Source organism: Dehalococcoides mccartyi 195 (assembly GCF_000011905.1).
Lineage (GTDB): Bacteria > Chloroflexota > Dehalococcoidia > Dehalococcoidales > Dehalococcoidaceae > Dehalococcoides > Dehalococcoides mccartyi.
In genome coordinates, this window is the sequence record NC_002936.3 from 968,309 (window position 1) to 984,512 (window position 16,204).

Genomic DNA, 16,204 nt, shown 5'->3' on the forward strand with positions numbered 1-16,204 from the left:
CTTGATTTCAGGCACTTTTCGACTTTAGGTAGCTTCGAGCAGGTGGAGACGGTAATAGTTCTGTGGTAACTTATCTATGGTGGCTTGGCTCAAAAAGTGTGAGAGTTGAGTTGCCGGATTAGATGTCACATAGTTGAAGCTGTGGATTAGATGTCAGGGGTGTTGAGTGTTCGAGATAGATGTCAGAGGAGGTTTTGTATTTGTTTAATACTTATGATATACGATCTTCTGCAAATGCCTGTAAAACATTAGTAGGACTAAGCGGAGTCGACATTTCAACTTGGGAAAAATTTGTAGGGCATGAAAGTGAATACAGATATACAGATGATTTAGTGGAAGAGGTAATAAAAAGATTCGGACATCTTCCGAGAACATATCTTGATTTTAATTTTGTGTATTTTCACGTAACCACGAGTGCAAACGAGTGTGAAGCTATAAAGAAATATGGGATCTTAGATTTAAAGCAAGCATATCTTTGTGTCGAATCAGAACTGAGAGTTTTTTTAGATCGGCACGGGATAATAATAAATATAGAGGACGCATTATTGACATATAAAGGGAAAGCCTTTGATATTTCTTATAATGCTGGCAATTGTCCCAGAACAGGTACACAGGAATATTTATGTTGGTCGATTGGAAGAAAGTTCTATTATGATTTTACAACTTGCGGATTTTTATCGGTATGGGAAAGAAGTCCTTATGGGGGTCAGGTTCATTGCCGCCCGGAAATACTATGGGATATTGACAACCTATTAAGATTAAAATTATCTGAGGAATGGGAGCAGTCGCATTTCCCATATGAAATAGTAGCTCAAGTAAATGGTTTCGATATTGTTTTTGACGGGGACGATGATCAGAGCGATAAGGACAAAGTATTGATGTATTTAACGATGGCTTACGATACCGCCTTTGGAGAGCCATTTGAGCATATTCTTCTGATGAAAAACGGTATTCAGATTTCTCCAGATCGAATAATTGAAATAAAACCTTTAACATGTTGGAGGTAAAGCAAACAAGCATCTCAGATAATAAGTCTGTGATGCTTGCTCTTTTTATGCCTCTATATCAATTGTGATCCCGGACTTGAATTCCACAGTGAAGTGGTCGGCAAAGACGGTGATCTTCTCGATGAGCTTTTTTACCAGAGCTTCGTCGAACTCTGTGATGTCTGTTTTCTGCTTGAAGATAAAGTCCTGCAGTTCCTTGATCCGGTTCATGGCTTCTTCCCGGTGGTGGCTGTCGACCTCGGACTGTTCCTTCTGTTCCCTGAGTCTGAGGATTTCGTCAGCGATGGCATCGTAATCCTGTTTGTTGTTTGCCTTCTTGATGAGCTCTTTTTGCAGTTCTTCCAGCCGAGCTTGAATGCCATCCGGCGATAGGGTATCGGCGCTGACTACGGCCTTGGCGATATTGGCCTGCAACTGTTTTAGAAAGGTGCCGCGCTCTGTCAGAATCTGATTGATGACTGTGACCGTGACTTCCTGCAGCAGGAGCTCGTTAACCGTCCGGTTGGTGCAGTTTGTGTCTGCGGAGCCCGGCTCCAATCGGCTGATGCAGCGCCAGACGATGGACTTGCAGCCGTGGTTATTCCAGTGAACGCGCCGGTAAAGCTCGCCGCAGTCTCCGCAGAAAACCATCTGTGCAAAACAGTGATTGCAGGAGAAGCTGCGTTTCTTGCCTGTCGGGCTGACGTGGACTACTCGGCGACGGACAAGCTCCGCCTGCACCTGCATGAAGAGGTCTTTTGGAATGATCGCTTCGTGGTCGCCTTCAACGTAGTATTGAGGTACGGTGCCGTTGTTCTTGATGCGCTTCTTCGTCAGGAAGTCTGTGGTGTAGGTCTTTTGAAGCAGCGCGTCACCCATATACTTCTCGTTTCGGAGAATCTTGTTGATGGTGCTTGTGTGCCATTTTTCTTTTCCTGCACCGGTTAAAATGCCGTCAGCCATAAGACCGGAAGCAATCTTGTCCATGCTGGAGCCTTCGAGGTATTCCCGGTAGATGCGTTTTACGATCTCGGCCTGTTCCGGATCAATGACAAGGTTGCCGTTCTCATCCTTGGTATAGCCGAGGAAGCGGTTGTGGTTAACCTGAACCTTGCCCTGCTGATAGCGGTATTGAAGGCCGAGCTTTATGTTCTCGCTCATTGATTGGCTTTCCTGCTGAGCAAGGCTCGCCATGATCGTAAGGAGCACCTCGCCTTTGGCATCCAGCGTGTTTATGGATTCCTTCTCGAAATAGACCGGAATGTTCTTGTCCTTGAGCTGCCGGATGTATTGGAGGCAGTCGAGAGTGTTTCGGGCAAATCGGCTGATGGACTTGGTGATGATCATGTCAATGTTTCCGGACATGCACTCGTCAATCATGCGGTTGAACTCGTCACGCTTTTTGGTGTTGGTACCGGATATGCCATCGTCCGCAAATATGCCTGCCAGTTCCCAGTCGGGATTCTTCTGGATGTACTCCGTGTAATGCGTGACCTGCGCCTCATAGCTGCTTTCCTGTTCGTCGGAATCCGTGCTGACTCGGCAATAGGCTGCGACGCGGAGCTTTTTCTGCTCGGATTGTTTTACCGTGTTCCCGACCTGCCTTTTGGCCGGGATGACCATAACATTTCCCATTAGATCGCCTCGCTTTCAATGAGGCTGTACAGATACTCTGCCTGTAGCCTCGGATCTTCGTATTCTTTCTCCGCTTCTGCAAACCAGAAGTGTGTCGGAACCTTTATAGGCTTTGAGCTTTTCAGAAGGTTCAGCCTTCCGAGCTTACCGGCACGTTCCAGACGAATCGCTTCTGCCTTGTCGAAGGTCTCTTGATCGATGATTGCCGGGTAGAAATCATCGCCAAGGTAGTGCCTGTTTTGCATTAGGCGCTTGGCTGAGCTGTGGTAGGTCTCGATGCCTGCCTCGATGGCAGCTTTTGACTGTGCCATTCCGGCGATGTAATTCTCGTATAGGTTCCTGATTTTAGCGGCTTCTTCTTCGTTAATCACAGCGCAACCGCTCTTAATTCTGTATCCGTATGGTGTATGTCCCATATCCTCACTTCCTTTCCCTGAGCGTCAGGCCGCATTTCAGTTCAAACCGGATATCGTTTCTGGAATGAACGATGATGCGCTTTACATATCTGTCAAATAAGTCTTTGTCGAACTCCTGAAGCATGGCGCTCTTTTCTGCGAAATGAATCAGTGCTGTGGTTTCGGTGACTTTATTTACATCCCCGGAGACTTCATTCTTCAGGGCTTCAATCTCATCTCGGAAACTGTCTGCCTGTGAAAGCAGTTCGTTTGTTTCCTGACTGTAGAGTACGGGATCAATGATTCCCTGCGTCATGAGCATTGTAAGAGTCTCACGCTTTTCGGTATTCTGAGCCAGAAGGGTTTGAATCTGCTGAATACGATGAAGGGAATCATCTGACGATGAGGTTTTTAACGATTCTAAGTAAGGCTTCAGGATTTGCCGGTGTGAAAAAATCAGCTTGTTCAACATCGTGGTGAATGCCTGCTTCAGCGCATCGTCTTTTACAAATAGCATGTGGCACCTATCCTTGTCTTTGATATGGGTGTTGCAGCACCACGCGATGTATTTGTGATCGGTGCAGCTATGAATCCGGCGCTTGAAGGTGTCGCCGCATTCACCGCAGATGATCTTGCCGGAGAAAGCATATCGGTTTTGGTATTTATCGGTACCTTTTGTCACGCCTTTTTCGGAAGCCCGCTGACTTATAAAAATCCTTGCAGCTTCAAAATCCTCACGACTGATGATCGGTTCGTGATGCTCCGTGACCATGTATTGCGTCTGCTCACCGTGGTTGTTGTGTCGGACAAATTGTGAATCAGAATAGGTTTTCTGGAAAAGGCAGTCGCCGACGTATTTCTCATTTGAAAGCATGCCGCGTATAGTTGTGGCCGTCCAGCGTCCGCCTCGCTTGGAAGAAACGCCGCGACGGTTCAAGTCATCCGCGATGGCGTGTGTGCCTTTGCCGGAGAGCAGAGCTGCGAAGATTTCTTTTACCACAGCTGCCTGCTCAGGGTTGATTACCATCTGTTCGCCGTCCCAATCATATCCGTAGGGTGGGTAGCTGCATTTGAAGGTTCCGTTTTCGAAGCGTTTCTGAATTGACCACTTGCTGTTTTCTGATATGGAAACAGATTCACTTTCGGCCATGCCGGAGAGGATTGCCAGAAAAAGCTCGCTCTCCATCGATCCGGTGTTGATGTTCTCCTTCTCGAAGAAGATCGGAATGTTCAGATCAAGCAGCTTTCTGACCAACTCTAAGCAGTCCGTTGTATTTCTGCTGAAGCGGCTGATAGACTTCGTAACAATGAAATCTATCCTACCGGCTTTGCAGTCACCGATGAGCCGCATGAGCTCCGGACGCTTATCTTTCTTAGTACCGGTGATACCCTCGTCGTAGTAGAGGCCTGCGAACTCCCAGTCATCACGGGAAGTGATGTAGGTTTCGTAGTGCGTCTTCTGAGCCTCAAGGCTTTCAAGCTGTGCATCGGAATCTGTGGAGACGCGGCAGTAGGCGGCTACCCTGATCTTCTTGAGCTTGACTTTTGTGTTCGCTGCTTCCGCGATTTTTGTTACTTTTTTCAAGGGAAGTCCCTCCTTTCCGTACGTCTATACATCACTCTAAAGCCGCTACATATCAAGGTATTTCTGGCATTATTTCCGCGAACAAGGGAGAGAAAGTTTCCCGATTGATGGCGGTTAATTTGTTGAATTCAGCCACAGAAATCAGGCCGTCATCGAGCATCTTTTTGGAGATATCCTGCGCCCGGCTATAGTCCAGATCGCCTTGAATCCGCTCCTGTGTAAAATATCCAGATTGAACATTTGTATTTTCGTTTGGCATAACATATCCACCTCCAGTTTCCACTGGAGATTGCAGGCTGTTTTGAGCGGAGGAAAATAAAAAAAACCTGCGGGTATTCCGAAGAACACTCGCAGGCATAGCAGATGGGATATTCGGTTATTTCACTCTAATCTTCCAGCCGGTCAGGATCAGGTTTACGTTTTTGATGAGCGTTGGATTGAGTTTTTGAATCGCAGAAACACTGGTGTCATACTTTTGGGCGATGGAAGAGAGGGTATCGCCGCTTTTCACGGTATAGAAAACAGCAGATTCACTCTTTGCTTTCACCAGAGCATTGACCTTTGCCTGCACAGCAGAATAATCATACCCGGCAGCGGTGAGGCGTTCTTTGCGGTCAGTTCCGTTTCCCCATTTGCCGTCCAGCACTTCCTTGGCGAGCTCGTCCACGGTCTTTCTCAGAGCAACCGGATCAGGAGTGACGGAGCCGGTATTGTACTTCGGTACGCCATAGCCACGGATGTATTTGCCGTTGACCTGCAGCGTTCGTCTGCTGACAGAATCGCTCTTATTTCCTTCGATGATGGTGATGGTCTTGCCGGAAACCTCCTCGACGATACCGACGTGATCTGGCCAGCCGGTGTTGTCTCCGGAACCAGAATCCTGCCAGTCATAGAAGATAACATCGCCGGGAGAAGGGAGATAAGCATCATTTTCAATCCACTCACCGAGCTTTTGGAAAAGGGTGACCATCTGACCGCAGCCGCATTCGGTCGGAATGATATCGGTCAGGCCGCACTTGATGGCGAGGGCAGAAACAAAAGTTGCACACCATGCGTCTGTGTATTTCACGGCATATCCTCTGGCGAGGGGCTTGTGGCTGTTATAGACGTCAATAATTTCTCTATGGCTGCCGTCGGATTCCTTCTTTCCAAGCCATGCTCTTGCTTGTGCGATGATCTGGTCACGCTGGGAGTTTGTCGCTGGAGCAGGGGTGTTGTCGTCAAAGGCATCCTTCGTATAGCCGTTGAAGCCGCCGCTCTTGATGATGGCGGGATAATCCACATAGCCATAGTCCAGATCTACGTTGCCGCTGATGCCATCGACAGAGCCTTTGGAAGAATACTGCCAGATGCCGTAGTTGCCCTTATAGGAACACTTGCTGGCATATTGTGCTACCCAGTGAGCGTAAGGCGTGAGCTTCGTGTCGTCCATGCGCTCTTTGAAGCCAGAAACAGCGGAGCCGTAAATGCCGACGAAGTATCCGGCGGATTCCATTGTCTCGCAGAAAGCAATGGTGGCCTCCGTGATACCGACCTTGGCAGAAGCAGGTTGTGCTTCATTATCCATGTAGACCGGGTATTCAAGCTGTTTTCCCTTCAGGATTTTCAGAAAGCGCTCTGCATCAGCTTTTCCGGCGGCAGCGGTCACGCAGTCCTTACCGACAAAATAATATGCGCCGATAGGAATACCGGCTGCTTTCGCACCTTTGTAATTTGCTTCCCACTTACTATCCGTATAAAAACCGGCATCGGAGCCGCCAGCTTTGATGATGGCAAACTCGATACCGGCCTTTTTGACCTTGTTCCAGTCAATGTTTCCCTGCCAATGGGATACGTCAATTCCTTTATTCATCATGCTTGTGTTCCTCCTCACTGTCGCGGTCGTGGAGCTGCTCTAAAACCGCTTTCAATTTCTCAGGGATAGGTAGTCCGAGATGAGCGGAGTTTTCTGTCAGAGACAGACCCTCATTGGACAAATAGAAAAAGATGATCGCCGTTCTGAGCACTCCCGGCTGGCCGAGCACCTGAACATCAACGACGTTTCCAATACCGACAAGCACGAAGATGAGCACTTTGCGGCAGATGCCTTTGAAGCCCACTTCGCTGGACAGCTTCTTATCGACGATGGCGCACATAACACCAGTGATATAGTCGCAGACAGCAAAGATAATCAGGGCAATCAGCAGCCCGTCACATCCTCCAAGGAAGTAGCCCAGCCATCCTCCGACAGCGGCAAAAGCTAATTGAATAGAGTTCCAGAATTCTTTCATGTTGTGATTCCTCCTTTTTCTTGGCATGAAAAAAGCAGCTGCCGCCTTGGCGCTGCCTAATTCCGAGTTACAGGTTATAGTATTCTTTTGGCTTCCCGCCGCTACCGATGCGTGCGGAGTAGGAATACAAATTGTTGAAAATGGTGTCCGTATCATCATAGCGGTCAACCAGCTTATAGCGCGAGACATACGGGTCAAAGTATCTCAGGTCTTCTGGCTCGATATATGCTGACTGCTGTTTCCCTTTTGACAGAAGCGCTGTGCAGCTTGAACAGACGCGTTCAGATTCCTTGGCGTAGTTTTCCGGTGTATCGCCTTTAAGGAACCAGTGCTCGTCATGCCATTTGCAGTCATGGTAGCAGGCGCTGTTTGCAATCATGGTGTACTGATAGCCGGTCGGGAGCTGTTGCAGAGCTTCCAGATGCCGGGCAAACCAGTGGAACAATACAATCCGGTCATACATGGAATAATCACCGGTTTGAAGCTCGGATAGGGTCAGCGCCCGCGTGATGGATAACGTAAGCCGCACTTCCGGATATTCCTGCTTGATCCTTGCCGCCAGCTTGTCATCATTCAGAATAAACTGGTGGATGCCAAGGGCGCGGTATTTTCGGATCATGGTGATGGTTGTCTTCTTCTGGGCGAGTATGCAGACAGGGATGCCGAGGGCGAGAAGGCTTTTGATGCGCTCGACATATTCCTCGTAGGTTTTCGGATAGTCGCTCCGGAAGGTAATGTCAAAGCGGGTATTATCGCAGTCATCCTTCCACGCAGCGGCATAGATGCAATCAATGTACGGAATCAGAGCAGGCCTCTGCAGGAGCTTTTCCGGATAGGCCGGATCAAGGTTATATGGGATTTCAAACTTTATCATGCTTCCTCCGTTTCTGTCAGCGTATAGGTGACTTTCATAGTTTTATCCGCCGTCTTGATAACGGGTGTGGAGAGATTGTTGATGGTGGCGAGGTACGGCGTATACAAATACAGCTCCTTACGGAAATGATATCCGTAGTAGCTGTAGAAAAATTCCTGATAGGCGTAGGTCTTATACATAGAGACCATACGATGTCCCCACTGCTCACCGTCCGTATAAGTGTCCTTATTTCTTACGTAGAGGGCAGGTCTGCCGTCGTAGTAGTACCAGCCATTGATGACAACTTCATCATCGATACAGAAGGTGTACTGCTGGTTATTGTTATAGCTGGCGTTTGCCACGACCTCTATGTTTGCCACATTCGTCGTATCGAGGCGATAGACGGTGCTTCCGATAGCAAACATCAGCCATTTGCCGCTCATGCCGATATTGGAAATGTCAGTAGTGTCGGAAGGCAGGATGATCCTTTGGGTCGTGCATCTGTCACCACTGATCTTATCCATATACCACTCAAAGCCGGTGCGGTCGTATACTTCAGAACCGTATCGCACGCCAGTGTAGGTGCGGATTTCTTTTCGGGCAATGCCGTACCAGTTGCCATCCGAAGCGTGGAAAAGATAATCCATTCGGTTTTCATCATTCCAGTAAGGAGCGTCGGTATCGTCTTTGCTCCCGCCTCCGGTGTAGTGCGTCCAATAAGGGTAGTGGTTCATTTCGATGTTTGTTTCCTCGATGGCCTCTGTCGCCATCTGAGTATAAGTTCTGACCATCAGGCGTGCGTGGATGTAGTCCTCCGGAACCTTTCTAAGATTCACAGAAGTGCTGTTGCGGACAGCAATCATCTCCAGTCGGTATCCATCAGCAATAAAAGTCCGATGGTTATGCCGATAGCTGTTATTATCAATCTCTCCGCTGATAGGGGTGTCGCCTTTCAGACGAACAAAATAGTTTGCACCATACTTGCAGCCGCGTCCGGCGAGAACATTTGTCAGGCAAATGCAGGAGATGGTGCCATTGGCCTGCGAAGTGGCAAAGTCCCATACATATTTGAAGCCGCCGTCCACAGCCTTGCTCTCTGTCAGGTTGCGGCTGCCGCGCTGGATATCCTCCGTATTGTTAGCATCATTTGAGGCATACCCGATCAGTGGATTATTGAGGGGAGCGTATATAACGGATGGATCTTCCTCAATCTCGTCCTGATAAAGAAGAATGCCGCCAGTGAGCCGCTGATATATAGGTAGAAGCCATGCTTCACCGCTCTGGCTGTCAAAGCTGGGACTGTTATACATCGCGCCTTGAATATTTGTGTTGAGAATATCAAAGATGGCTTCCGTTACAAGGTTTTCATCTTCATAGATTTCCTTTTTACCGGTATGGACATCTGTGAGCTCTATAATACTTTTTCCTTTGAGCATAGTTATTCCTCCGTGTTCAGATAGTCTGTGGTGATTGAACGTACATATCCGTTCTCGCCGCTAATCACAAAGCGGTACATCAGCTGGCCGGTGATGGCTTTCTCTGCCCATGCATTTGTAGAGATAGCTTCCAGTGCGGCTTTCGACATACCGGATGCTTCCTCCGATAACCTTGCCCACGAGGAGCCGGTATAAGTCCACCAGCTTTCTCCGGCATCAAAGGAAACGGCAAAGAGCGCTGAATCATCGCAGTCTACTGTGACCTTCTCAATGCCAATAATAGATGAATCGGACATGTCGATATTTTCCGAGTAGATTACCTGCGGTTTCGGCACGCCGGTATAACTCGCTGTGAAGGGCGGGAACCTGTTCTCGGAATCGTGCCAGTAGAGGATGGTCGGATCTACGAGCGTAAGAAGCAGGGCTCCGTCCGGGATATCCTGCACGCCGTAAGTTTCAAACACTTCTGCGGTCAGCTCGGTTTCACTGAGCTTTAAAAGGCTTCCTTCCTCCACGGTATAAAGGGCTCCTGTGGCGTCTGTTATCAGATAGCGTCGGTTGTATGGATCGAGAAGCACCGGAAGCTCATCTGAACGGACGAAGGCTGTCCCACTGTCATTCTGGTGCAAAAAAGTCACACATCCTCCTGCAACAGGCGTGAAGGAAATATTCCCGGTACCGGTTACAAGGGTGCACTCGCCAAGGTAGGAAGGGTTTGTGGGTATCGTTTCAAAATGAAGAACGATATCGCCGGTATCCAAAAGCAGCAGATCCCAGACCAGCTTTACATCAGCACTCGTCATGCTGTACTGTGAGTATCCCTCCCAGCGGACGCGCAAAAACCTATAGTAGTTGTAGATCGTCCCTTCCTCTCGACGGATTGTCCAGCTCATTGCGTCGCGCCGGTGGACTTTTACCTGTTCGCCATTGGTGCCAATCCCCATCCACGAGTTTCCATTTACATAGATATTCTCAGCGGTCACGGAATTGTAGGTAAACCAGCTGACACCGGGAACAATGTCCGTGCCACTGTCATTTCCGACGTTGTTTCGTATATAGGTCATGTTATCAGTGCTTTGAAGAAGCTCTGAGATAGAAAAGTAATCAGCCACTTTGCACCTCCAATTCTGTTATCGATTCGAACGCGGTAAGTCCAAGCGGATAAACTGCAAGTCTGCCTCGGTCGATTTCTGCGGCCTCACCCTCGATGAGTTCCGCATACTCGGTCTTTAGCTTCAGGCTGCCATTTTCATGAATGGTATAGGCAGTGTCTGTGAGTACCCGTGCCGGGAGGATTCTTCCATTTATGAATGGTTCCGTAACAAACGGATTGATTACGATGCTTGTCAGTGAATCAAAATCTGCTGTTGAAATGGTCAGCGAATCCATACGGCCACGGTTCAGGTTTCGCTCAGTGCCACCAAAAATTGTGTAAGACTTCCGGAGAGAAAACTGTGTATCATCCTCTATATAGTCTCGGCTGTATGACATCTTCCGTTTGTCGCTTACATCCACGATGTCATGAACAATAGGCGCAAAGGTGCGCACGTTGTCGGAAAGGGCATAAAGTGCCATGCCGGATAGGAGCATCGGCGACACAGCATCAGAAGCTCCGGCTGGTTCCGGTGTATGGAGAATGGTCTCCATGGCTTCTTCAAAGGGGAGATGCTGAAGGCCAGAAAGCACGAGCGGAATATAATCGTCACTGGCATCAATGCGGCCATTCCATCTGTCCTGAGCACCCAAGCCTTGACCGGTGATGGAAGCAATGATGTTCTGAGCATTTATCGTTGCGCTGCCGGGAGCAATAGTGATCCATACGGCAAAGGTGTGCAGTGTCTTTTCTGTCATATCCAGAAGCGGATAAAACAGGTTCAGGATATGAGCACCGGTGTGCCAAGTCTCCATCGGATGGAATTCCTCCACCTCATGGCCGTCAACAACATACCCGACTCTGATGACAGACTGGCCGTCCTCCTGCCATTCCACAGGTACGGTAACAGTGGTTTCAAGTTCTCTGTCATTGGTGATGGGATTATCGTTCTCATTCGTGGTTTCTTCGGGGAGAATAGTGGTTCCTGTGCCCTCGGCAGTAACGGAACGATCCACTGGCGCTGCCGTCACATTTATAAGGACAGCAGCTTTGAACTCGCAGTCTGTTTCTTCCTGCGTGGCAAACTCCAAGCTGACGATGAATACTGGCTCCTCGCCAAGGGTGTAGGGCATGGCATTCATATAGGAATAGGTCGCCATTTTTGTGCTCTCAACAGAATTGATAAGGCCGGTGATGTCCTTATCATTCTTGCTTTTTGCTTCCGCAAGGCGAGGATTTTTGCCGACACATTTTAAAGAGCATTTCCCATTTATCTTTGTTGTGATGGAAGTAATCGCAGCCATCTGGGAGGAGTCCGCCTGCCCGCCGGTAAAAGTGAGCACATCGCCGGGTTCCAGAGCAGGATCACCTATGGTCTCGGAATCAAACGGAACATACCGAATGACCGAGATTGCATTCAGGATGTTGTTGAGAATACGGCTTCTGGTCTCATCAAGTCCAAACTGCAGCAGAGGATTTGTCTCAAGATTCATGGTGAGGCCGTCGTCGGGATCGAGAGAATAATATTCGGCGGTATTAGTACGTCGGTTTGTGGAGCTGATCGCAGTATACCTTGTCACGAAATCCGAGAAGCTGCTGGAATAGCGGTGGGTGTTATTTACCGTACATACTGGGCTTTCACCGTACTGAACCAGCTGCAGCTTTCCCTCGCGGTTGATAAAGGCAAACGAGCAGAGCGCCTGCGCGAGATAATGCAGGAAGTCACGCCAAGTTTCGATATCATTATCCGGATAAATACCAAGGAGCTCTGCGCCGTTTGGCAGGGCTTCGATTTCTTCCTGCGTATGAGCAAGCTCCACATGGCATGTCGTACACATTGCAGTGAGAAAATCATAAGGATACCCGCTGGATTGCGCCTCGCTATACGCCTTATCAAAATTCAGCATCGCGTCATAGGCTTTTATCTCAAGCGTTTTTATTTTCCGGTTTGCCTCAGCGACATAGAAGATGCCCATCGGGACGTCCTCAACGGTGTCATCAGAGAGGTTCATATGAAAGATGAGCTCAACCTCTGCATTTTCCAAGGAATATCGGTCAATATCGGAAAACAGAGAAATTCCAAGCTCTGCCGCATAGACAGAGCCGAGCTCGATTTCAGAGGAACCGGAGCACTGCCGGGAAACATACCCGGAGCCCTTTACGATGTCCTCGTTTGTGAAAGGATATTCTCGTCCGGCGGTTGTGGTGATCTTCCCAGACCATGTGAAGGAGCGAGTGTTTTCCTGTATCGCAGTTTTATATGCGTCTGATACGCTGTACATGAGCATCGCTCCTTCCCGTTTAATATTCCTTCAGCGTGAAGCTGACCTTCCATAAGCCTTTCTTGCTGGTGTCGTGGGCAAGGGAAACCTTGAAGCCGTCCATGTACATCTCACGGTTTTCCCTGACCATCGTCTCGGTATTGAAAAAGTCCACAGAGAGCCGAGGGAGGCTCCGCATTGCTGACAGGGTTTTAAGCCATGCGGGAGACACCTGAAAGGCCACAGATATTTCTGCCACGCCGGAGCGGACAATATCTCGCTGGGTGGTTCCGGCCTCCGTCTCTCCGGAGCTGTCCGCCTCCACATCAGAGAGGGACAGGTCATAGGAGGCTGGAAGCGGCATCTCTACGCCGTCAATATTCAAATAGTGTGAAAAAGCCATCATCTGCCTCCTGACCGGAGCGCCATTCGCTGCTGAGCTGTGACAATCGTCTCGTCAAGCAGCGTGCCTCCAAGATAAACCGGGATGGTGATATCGCCTCCGCCGCCGACACCTGCAAGAGCAGTAACGATAGCCGAGGTCTGTCCGGCCACTGCATCCTGAATCATGCCGCGCAGGGAGTCAACACCGACAATAGCCTCCGCACCGGCTTCTCCTGCGCCAAGGAGCGTATTCCCGCTCATGCCGAAGATGGTCGGTGAATCGAGGATCATGCCGTTTCCCATCGCCTTCTTGTACCATTCCACAGAAAAATGCGGGATAGACGGCGGGTTTAGAGAGAAGCTCCCGGAGATGGAGAAGTGCGGCAGTTTGATCTTTGGCAGCTCCCAGTGGAAGTTGAATACGTTCTTCAGCTTGTTCACGATGCCGGAAATAAAGTTCCAGATCCCGTTGAACACATTAGAGACGGTATTCTTGATGCCGTTTAGGACATTCGATATCGTATTTTTTATGGCGTTGAAGGCTGTGGTGATGCCGTTTTTCACGGTATTTACCACAGTCATGATGGTGGTCTTTATCCCGTTCCAGACCGTAGATACCACAGTTTTTATGGCATTCATCACAGTAGTGACCGCTGTCTTTATGGCATTCCAAGCCGTGGTGATGAAGGTCTGGATTGCCGTGACGACTGTTGTGACCACGGTTTTTATTGCGTTCCATACCGTCGTGACCACTGCCTTTATCACATTCAGGACGGTCTCGATGATCGTCTTGTAGATATTGAAGTAGGTGGTGACGATAGTTTTTATCACATTGAACACGGTCTCAAAAACAGTCTTTATGGCGTTCCAGATCGTTTCAAAGAAAGTCTTTATGGCATTAAAAACCGTCTGCACCGTGGTCGTGATCGCCATCCATGCATTTGTGAGGAAGGTGCTGATGCCGTTCACCGCAGCTTCGAAGATTCCCTTGATGGTCTCCCAGACAGTGGAGAAGAAGCTCTTGATCGCCTCCCATGCCGTAACGACTGCCTGCTTGATGTTTTCCCACAGGTCGATCCAGAACTGCCTAAAGCCCTCGTTCGTGTTCCAAAGATAGATGAAGGCAGCCACCAGCGCCGCAATCGCAGCGATGATTAGGACGATAGGATTGGCCAGCATGGTCGCGTTCAGGGCTGCCATCGCGCCTTTTACCACACCGATTGCAGCAGAAACCTGCGGTATGATCGTCATAATCGTGCCGACCGCCGAGATGATCTTTCCGACCACCACCAGAATCGGGCCGATAGCCGCAGCCACAAGGGCGATCTTTACAATCGTCTGCTGAACCGGAGCCGGAATCTTGCTCCACATTTCAGCAAATGCCTTCAGGGCTGCGGAGATGTCCTTTAAGACCGGAGCCAGAACGGTAGCGAGGGTGTTTCCGATTTCCGCGCCGGTTTCCTTCAGGGAGTTCATCGTCATCTTGAACTGGTCAATCGGGTCGAGGGTCTCGTTGAAGGTGTTCTCGACACTTCCCTCAAAGTCACCGAGGGAACCGGCAAGGTCATCAAGACTCAGTTTCCCGGTCTGGACGGCATTGTAAATCGACGCACCTGCCTTGCTTCCGAAAAGGTCATAGGCCGCCTGCAGCTTTTCCGTTTCAGAGCCGTTGCCTTTCATGGTCTGGGAGAAATCAGCAAGCGCCTGATCCAGCGTTTTGCCGTCCTTCGTCGCATTCTTCATGGCGGTCTTAAGACCCATCATGGCAGATGAGGTATCAAGACCGGACATTTCCACCATGCCCATGAAACCGGCAGCCTGCTGGGCGGTCAGTCCCATTTCCTTTAGCTGGATGGCATTGGAGGAAAGAGCGCCCGCGAGGGTATCCATATCAATGCCGGTCGCCTGACCGGTGGCGTTTAATGCATCAAGAAGGGAGTCTGCTTCAGATGCGTCCATACCGAAGGCGTTCATAACCGAGGACACGTTGTCGATAGATGTCGAAACATCGGTGTCGTTGAGCTGGGCAAACTTTATGAATTTTGCAGAGAGATCATCAAGCGCCTGCCCGGTTAAGCCGAAGCGGGTGTTGACCTCGCCGACAGCGGCACCGGCAGTTTCGAAGTCCGTCGGTATCTCTGTGGCGAGGTCTTTGACGATCTGGTTCATGTCTTCCAGAGCTTTTCCCGTAGCGCCGGTTTTCTGCGCCACGATATCAAGCCCTGCATCCACTTCATTAAAGGCAGCAAGGGAAGCTGCGCCGATGGCCATAATCGGAGCCGTGACATGCGTGGTCAGTCCTGTGCCCACACTGGATATCTTGCCGCCGACTTCCTGCAGCTTGCTTCCGGTCTGCTTTAAGGTAGCTGAGATATGGGAGTCTGTTTCTCTGCACTGCTGTTCGAGGTTTCTAAGCTCGTTTTCTGTCTCTATGATCTCACGCTGCCATGCATCGTATTGCTGCTGGGTGACGGTACCGTTTTTGAGTCCAGCATCCATCTGGTCTTGCACGGACTTCAGCTGTGTGAGCTTATCTTTCGTTTCGGAGACAGCCTGTTTAAGGAGCTTCTGTTTCTGCTCAAGCAGCGTGGTATTCGTCGGGTCGAGCTTTAGGAGCTTATTGACGTCTTTAAGCTGCGACTGCGTGTTTTTGATTTCCTTGTTTACGTCGGAGAGCGCTTTGGAAAGGCCGGTCGTATCGCCGCCGATTTCCACGGTTATGCCTTTTATCCTGTCAGCCATGCGATGACCTCCTTCCTGTTAAAATCGATCCATCTGTGCCTGCGTTGCGACCTCGGCGAACGGATAATCGTCCATGTCCATTTCTGAATACATGTCGTTGACAGTCCCGATGGTGAGCAAATCGAGCTCCGAGATTTGAAGCCCGATCTGCACGCATCGGAGTAAAAAGAGCGGGGTCGTCATTTCCCGCTCAGTGTTGCGATGTTTTTTTTAGAGGTAACCTGCTGTTCCACGTTCAGTCCCCAAAGCTCTATGATCTGCGGGAGAATCTCGTAAATCGAGAAGGTATTGAACTGGTCGAGCCAGTCCTCCGGAGTATCCGGGACATCCGGGTTCTGGTGCTTTGCCATGAGCCACGCGATGTTCTCGAAAAGCTCAAGGGAGAAGGTATCCAGATTAGAGTTTTCCGGATCGTTCTCGTCGATGCCTTTCTGCAGCTCATTCAAGTCCTTGTAGATATCCCGGTGAAACTTGTTTCTGTAAAGACGAGGGATGGCGGCAGAGGCACGGAAGGTGACCTCCTTGCCGTCAATCTCGACGGATTTTGTTACTGCCATAGTGCGC

14 protein-coding genes and 1 pseudogene are annotated in these 16,204 nt (G+C 49.6%); 1 reads left to right on the plus strand and 14 read right to left on the minus strand.

What is annotated here, in order from left to right; all coding sequences use genetic code 11:
* Positions 1 to 200: 200 nt before the first annotated feature.
* Complete coding sequence (locus tag DET_RS05485; RefSeq protein WP_041223376.1) at positions 201 to 1,007, plus strand: hypothetical protein; 807 nt, start codon at positions 201 to 203, stop codon at positions 1,005 to 1,007.
* A 45-nt stretch (positions 1,008 to 1,052) separates the two neighbouring features.
* On the opposite strand, the gene DET_RS05490 is transcribed toward DET_RS05485, so the two are convergent.
* The 14 genes and pseudogenes from DET_RS05490 to DET_RS05555 all read right to left on the minus strand — a co-directional run bounded on the left by DET_RS05490 (position 1,053) and on the right by DET_RS05555 (position 16,197).
* A complete protein-coding gene (locus DET_RS05490; RefSeq protein WP_041223377.1) occupies positions 1,053 to 2,621 on the minus strand; it encodes a recombinase family protein in 1,569 nt (522 codons plus the stop codon).
* Positions 2,621 to 3,037, minus strand: a complete 417-nt coding sequence (locus tag DET_RS05495) for an integrase (protein WP_010936762.1) — start codon at positions 3,035 to 3,037, stop codon at positions 2,621 to 2,623. Before DET_RS05495 ends, DET_RS05490 begins: the two co-directional genes overlap by 1 nt.
* Before the next feature lie 4 nt (positions 3,038 to 3,041).
* Positions 3,042 to 4,601 (minus strand): recombinase family protein, encoded by a 1,560-nt coding sequence (locus DET_RS05500; RefSeq protein ID WP_010936763.1) that lies wholly within the window; start codon positions 4,599 to 4,601, stop codon positions 3,042 to 3,044.
* Positions 4,602 to 4,653: 52 nt separating this feature from the next.
* Positions 4,654 to 4,860 (minus strand): SHOCT domain-containing protein, encoded by a 207-nt coding sequence (locus DET_RS05505; RefSeq protein ID WP_041223378.1) that lies wholly within the window; start codon positions 4,858 to 4,860, stop codon positions 4,654 to 4,656.
* 117 nt (positions 4,861 to 4,977) lie between these two features.
* Positions 4,978 to 5,778 carry a LysM peptidoglycan-binding domain-containing protein gene (locus DET_RS08920; protein WP_407636478.1) on the minus strand — a complete coding sequence of 267 codons (801 nt, stop codon included), beginning with the start codon at positions 5,776 to 5,778 and terminating at the stop codon, positions 4,978 to 4,980.
* A 195-nt stretch (positions 5,779 to 5,973) separates the two neighbouring features.
* A pseudogene (locus DET_RS08925) lies at positions 5,974 to 6,456 on the minus strand (glycoside hydrolase family 25 protein); the annotation flags it as partial.
* Positions 6,446 to 6,871, minus strand: a complete 426-nt coding sequence (locus DET_RS05515; RefSeq protein WP_010936765.1) for a phage holin family protein — start codon at positions 6,869 to 6,871, stop codon at positions 6,446 to 6,448. The pseudogene DET_RS08925 and the gene DET_RS05515, both read right to left, overlap by 11 nt.
* Before the next feature lie 67 nt (positions 6,872 to 6,938).
* Positions 6,939 to 7,745 (minus strand): hypothetical protein, encoded by an 807-nt coding sequence (locus DET_RS05520; protein ID WP_010936766.1) that lies wholly within the window; start codon positions 7,743 to 7,745, stop codon positions 6,939 to 6,941.
* Positions 7,742 to 9,160: a hypothetical protein gene (locus DET_RS05525; RefSeq protein ID WP_010936768.1), complete on the minus strand. Its 1,419-nt coding sequence runs from the start codon at positions 9,158 to 9,160 to the stop codon at positions 7,742 to 7,744. Before DET_RS05525 ends, DET_RS05520 begins: the two co-directional genes overlap by 4 nt.
* 2 nt (positions 9,161 to 9,162) lie before the next feature.
* Positions 9,163 to 10,272 (minus strand): hypothetical protein, encoded by a 1,110-nt coding sequence (locus tag DET_RS05530; protein WP_010936769.1) that lies wholly within the window; start codon positions 10,270 to 10,272, stop codon positions 9,163 to 9,165.
* On the minus strand, positions 10,265 to 12,535 hold the full coding sequence (locus DET_RS05535) for a hypothetical protein (protein ID WP_010936770.1): 2,271 nt from the start codon (positions 12,533 to 12,535) through the stop codon (positions 10,265 to 10,267). Before DET_RS05535 ends, DET_RS05530 begins: the two co-directional genes overlap by 8 nt.
* A gap of 19 nt (positions 12,536 to 12,554) precedes the next feature.
* The gene (locus DET_RS05540; protein WP_010936771.1) at positions 12,555 to 12,917 is read right to left on the minus strand and encodes a hypothetical protein; all 363 of its coding nucleotides are present in this window, start codon (positions 12,915 to 12,917) and stop codon (positions 12,555 to 12,557) included.
* Positions 12,917 to 15,640 (minus strand): phage tail tape measure protein, encoded by a 2,724-nt coding sequence (locus DET_RS05545; RefSeq protein WP_010936772.1) that lies wholly within the window; start codon positions 15,638 to 15,640, stop codon positions 12,917 to 12,919. Before DET_RS05545 ends, DET_RS05540 begins: the two co-directional genes overlap by 1 nt.
* A 179-nt stretch (positions 15,641 to 15,819) precedes the next feature.
* On the minus strand, positions 15,820 to 16,197 hold the full coding sequence (locus DET_RS05555) for a hypothetical protein (RefSeq protein WP_010936773.1): 378 nt from the start codon (positions 16,195 to 16,197) through the stop codon (positions 15,820 to 15,822).
* Between the last annotated feature and the right edge of the window lie 7 nt (positions 16,198 to 16,204).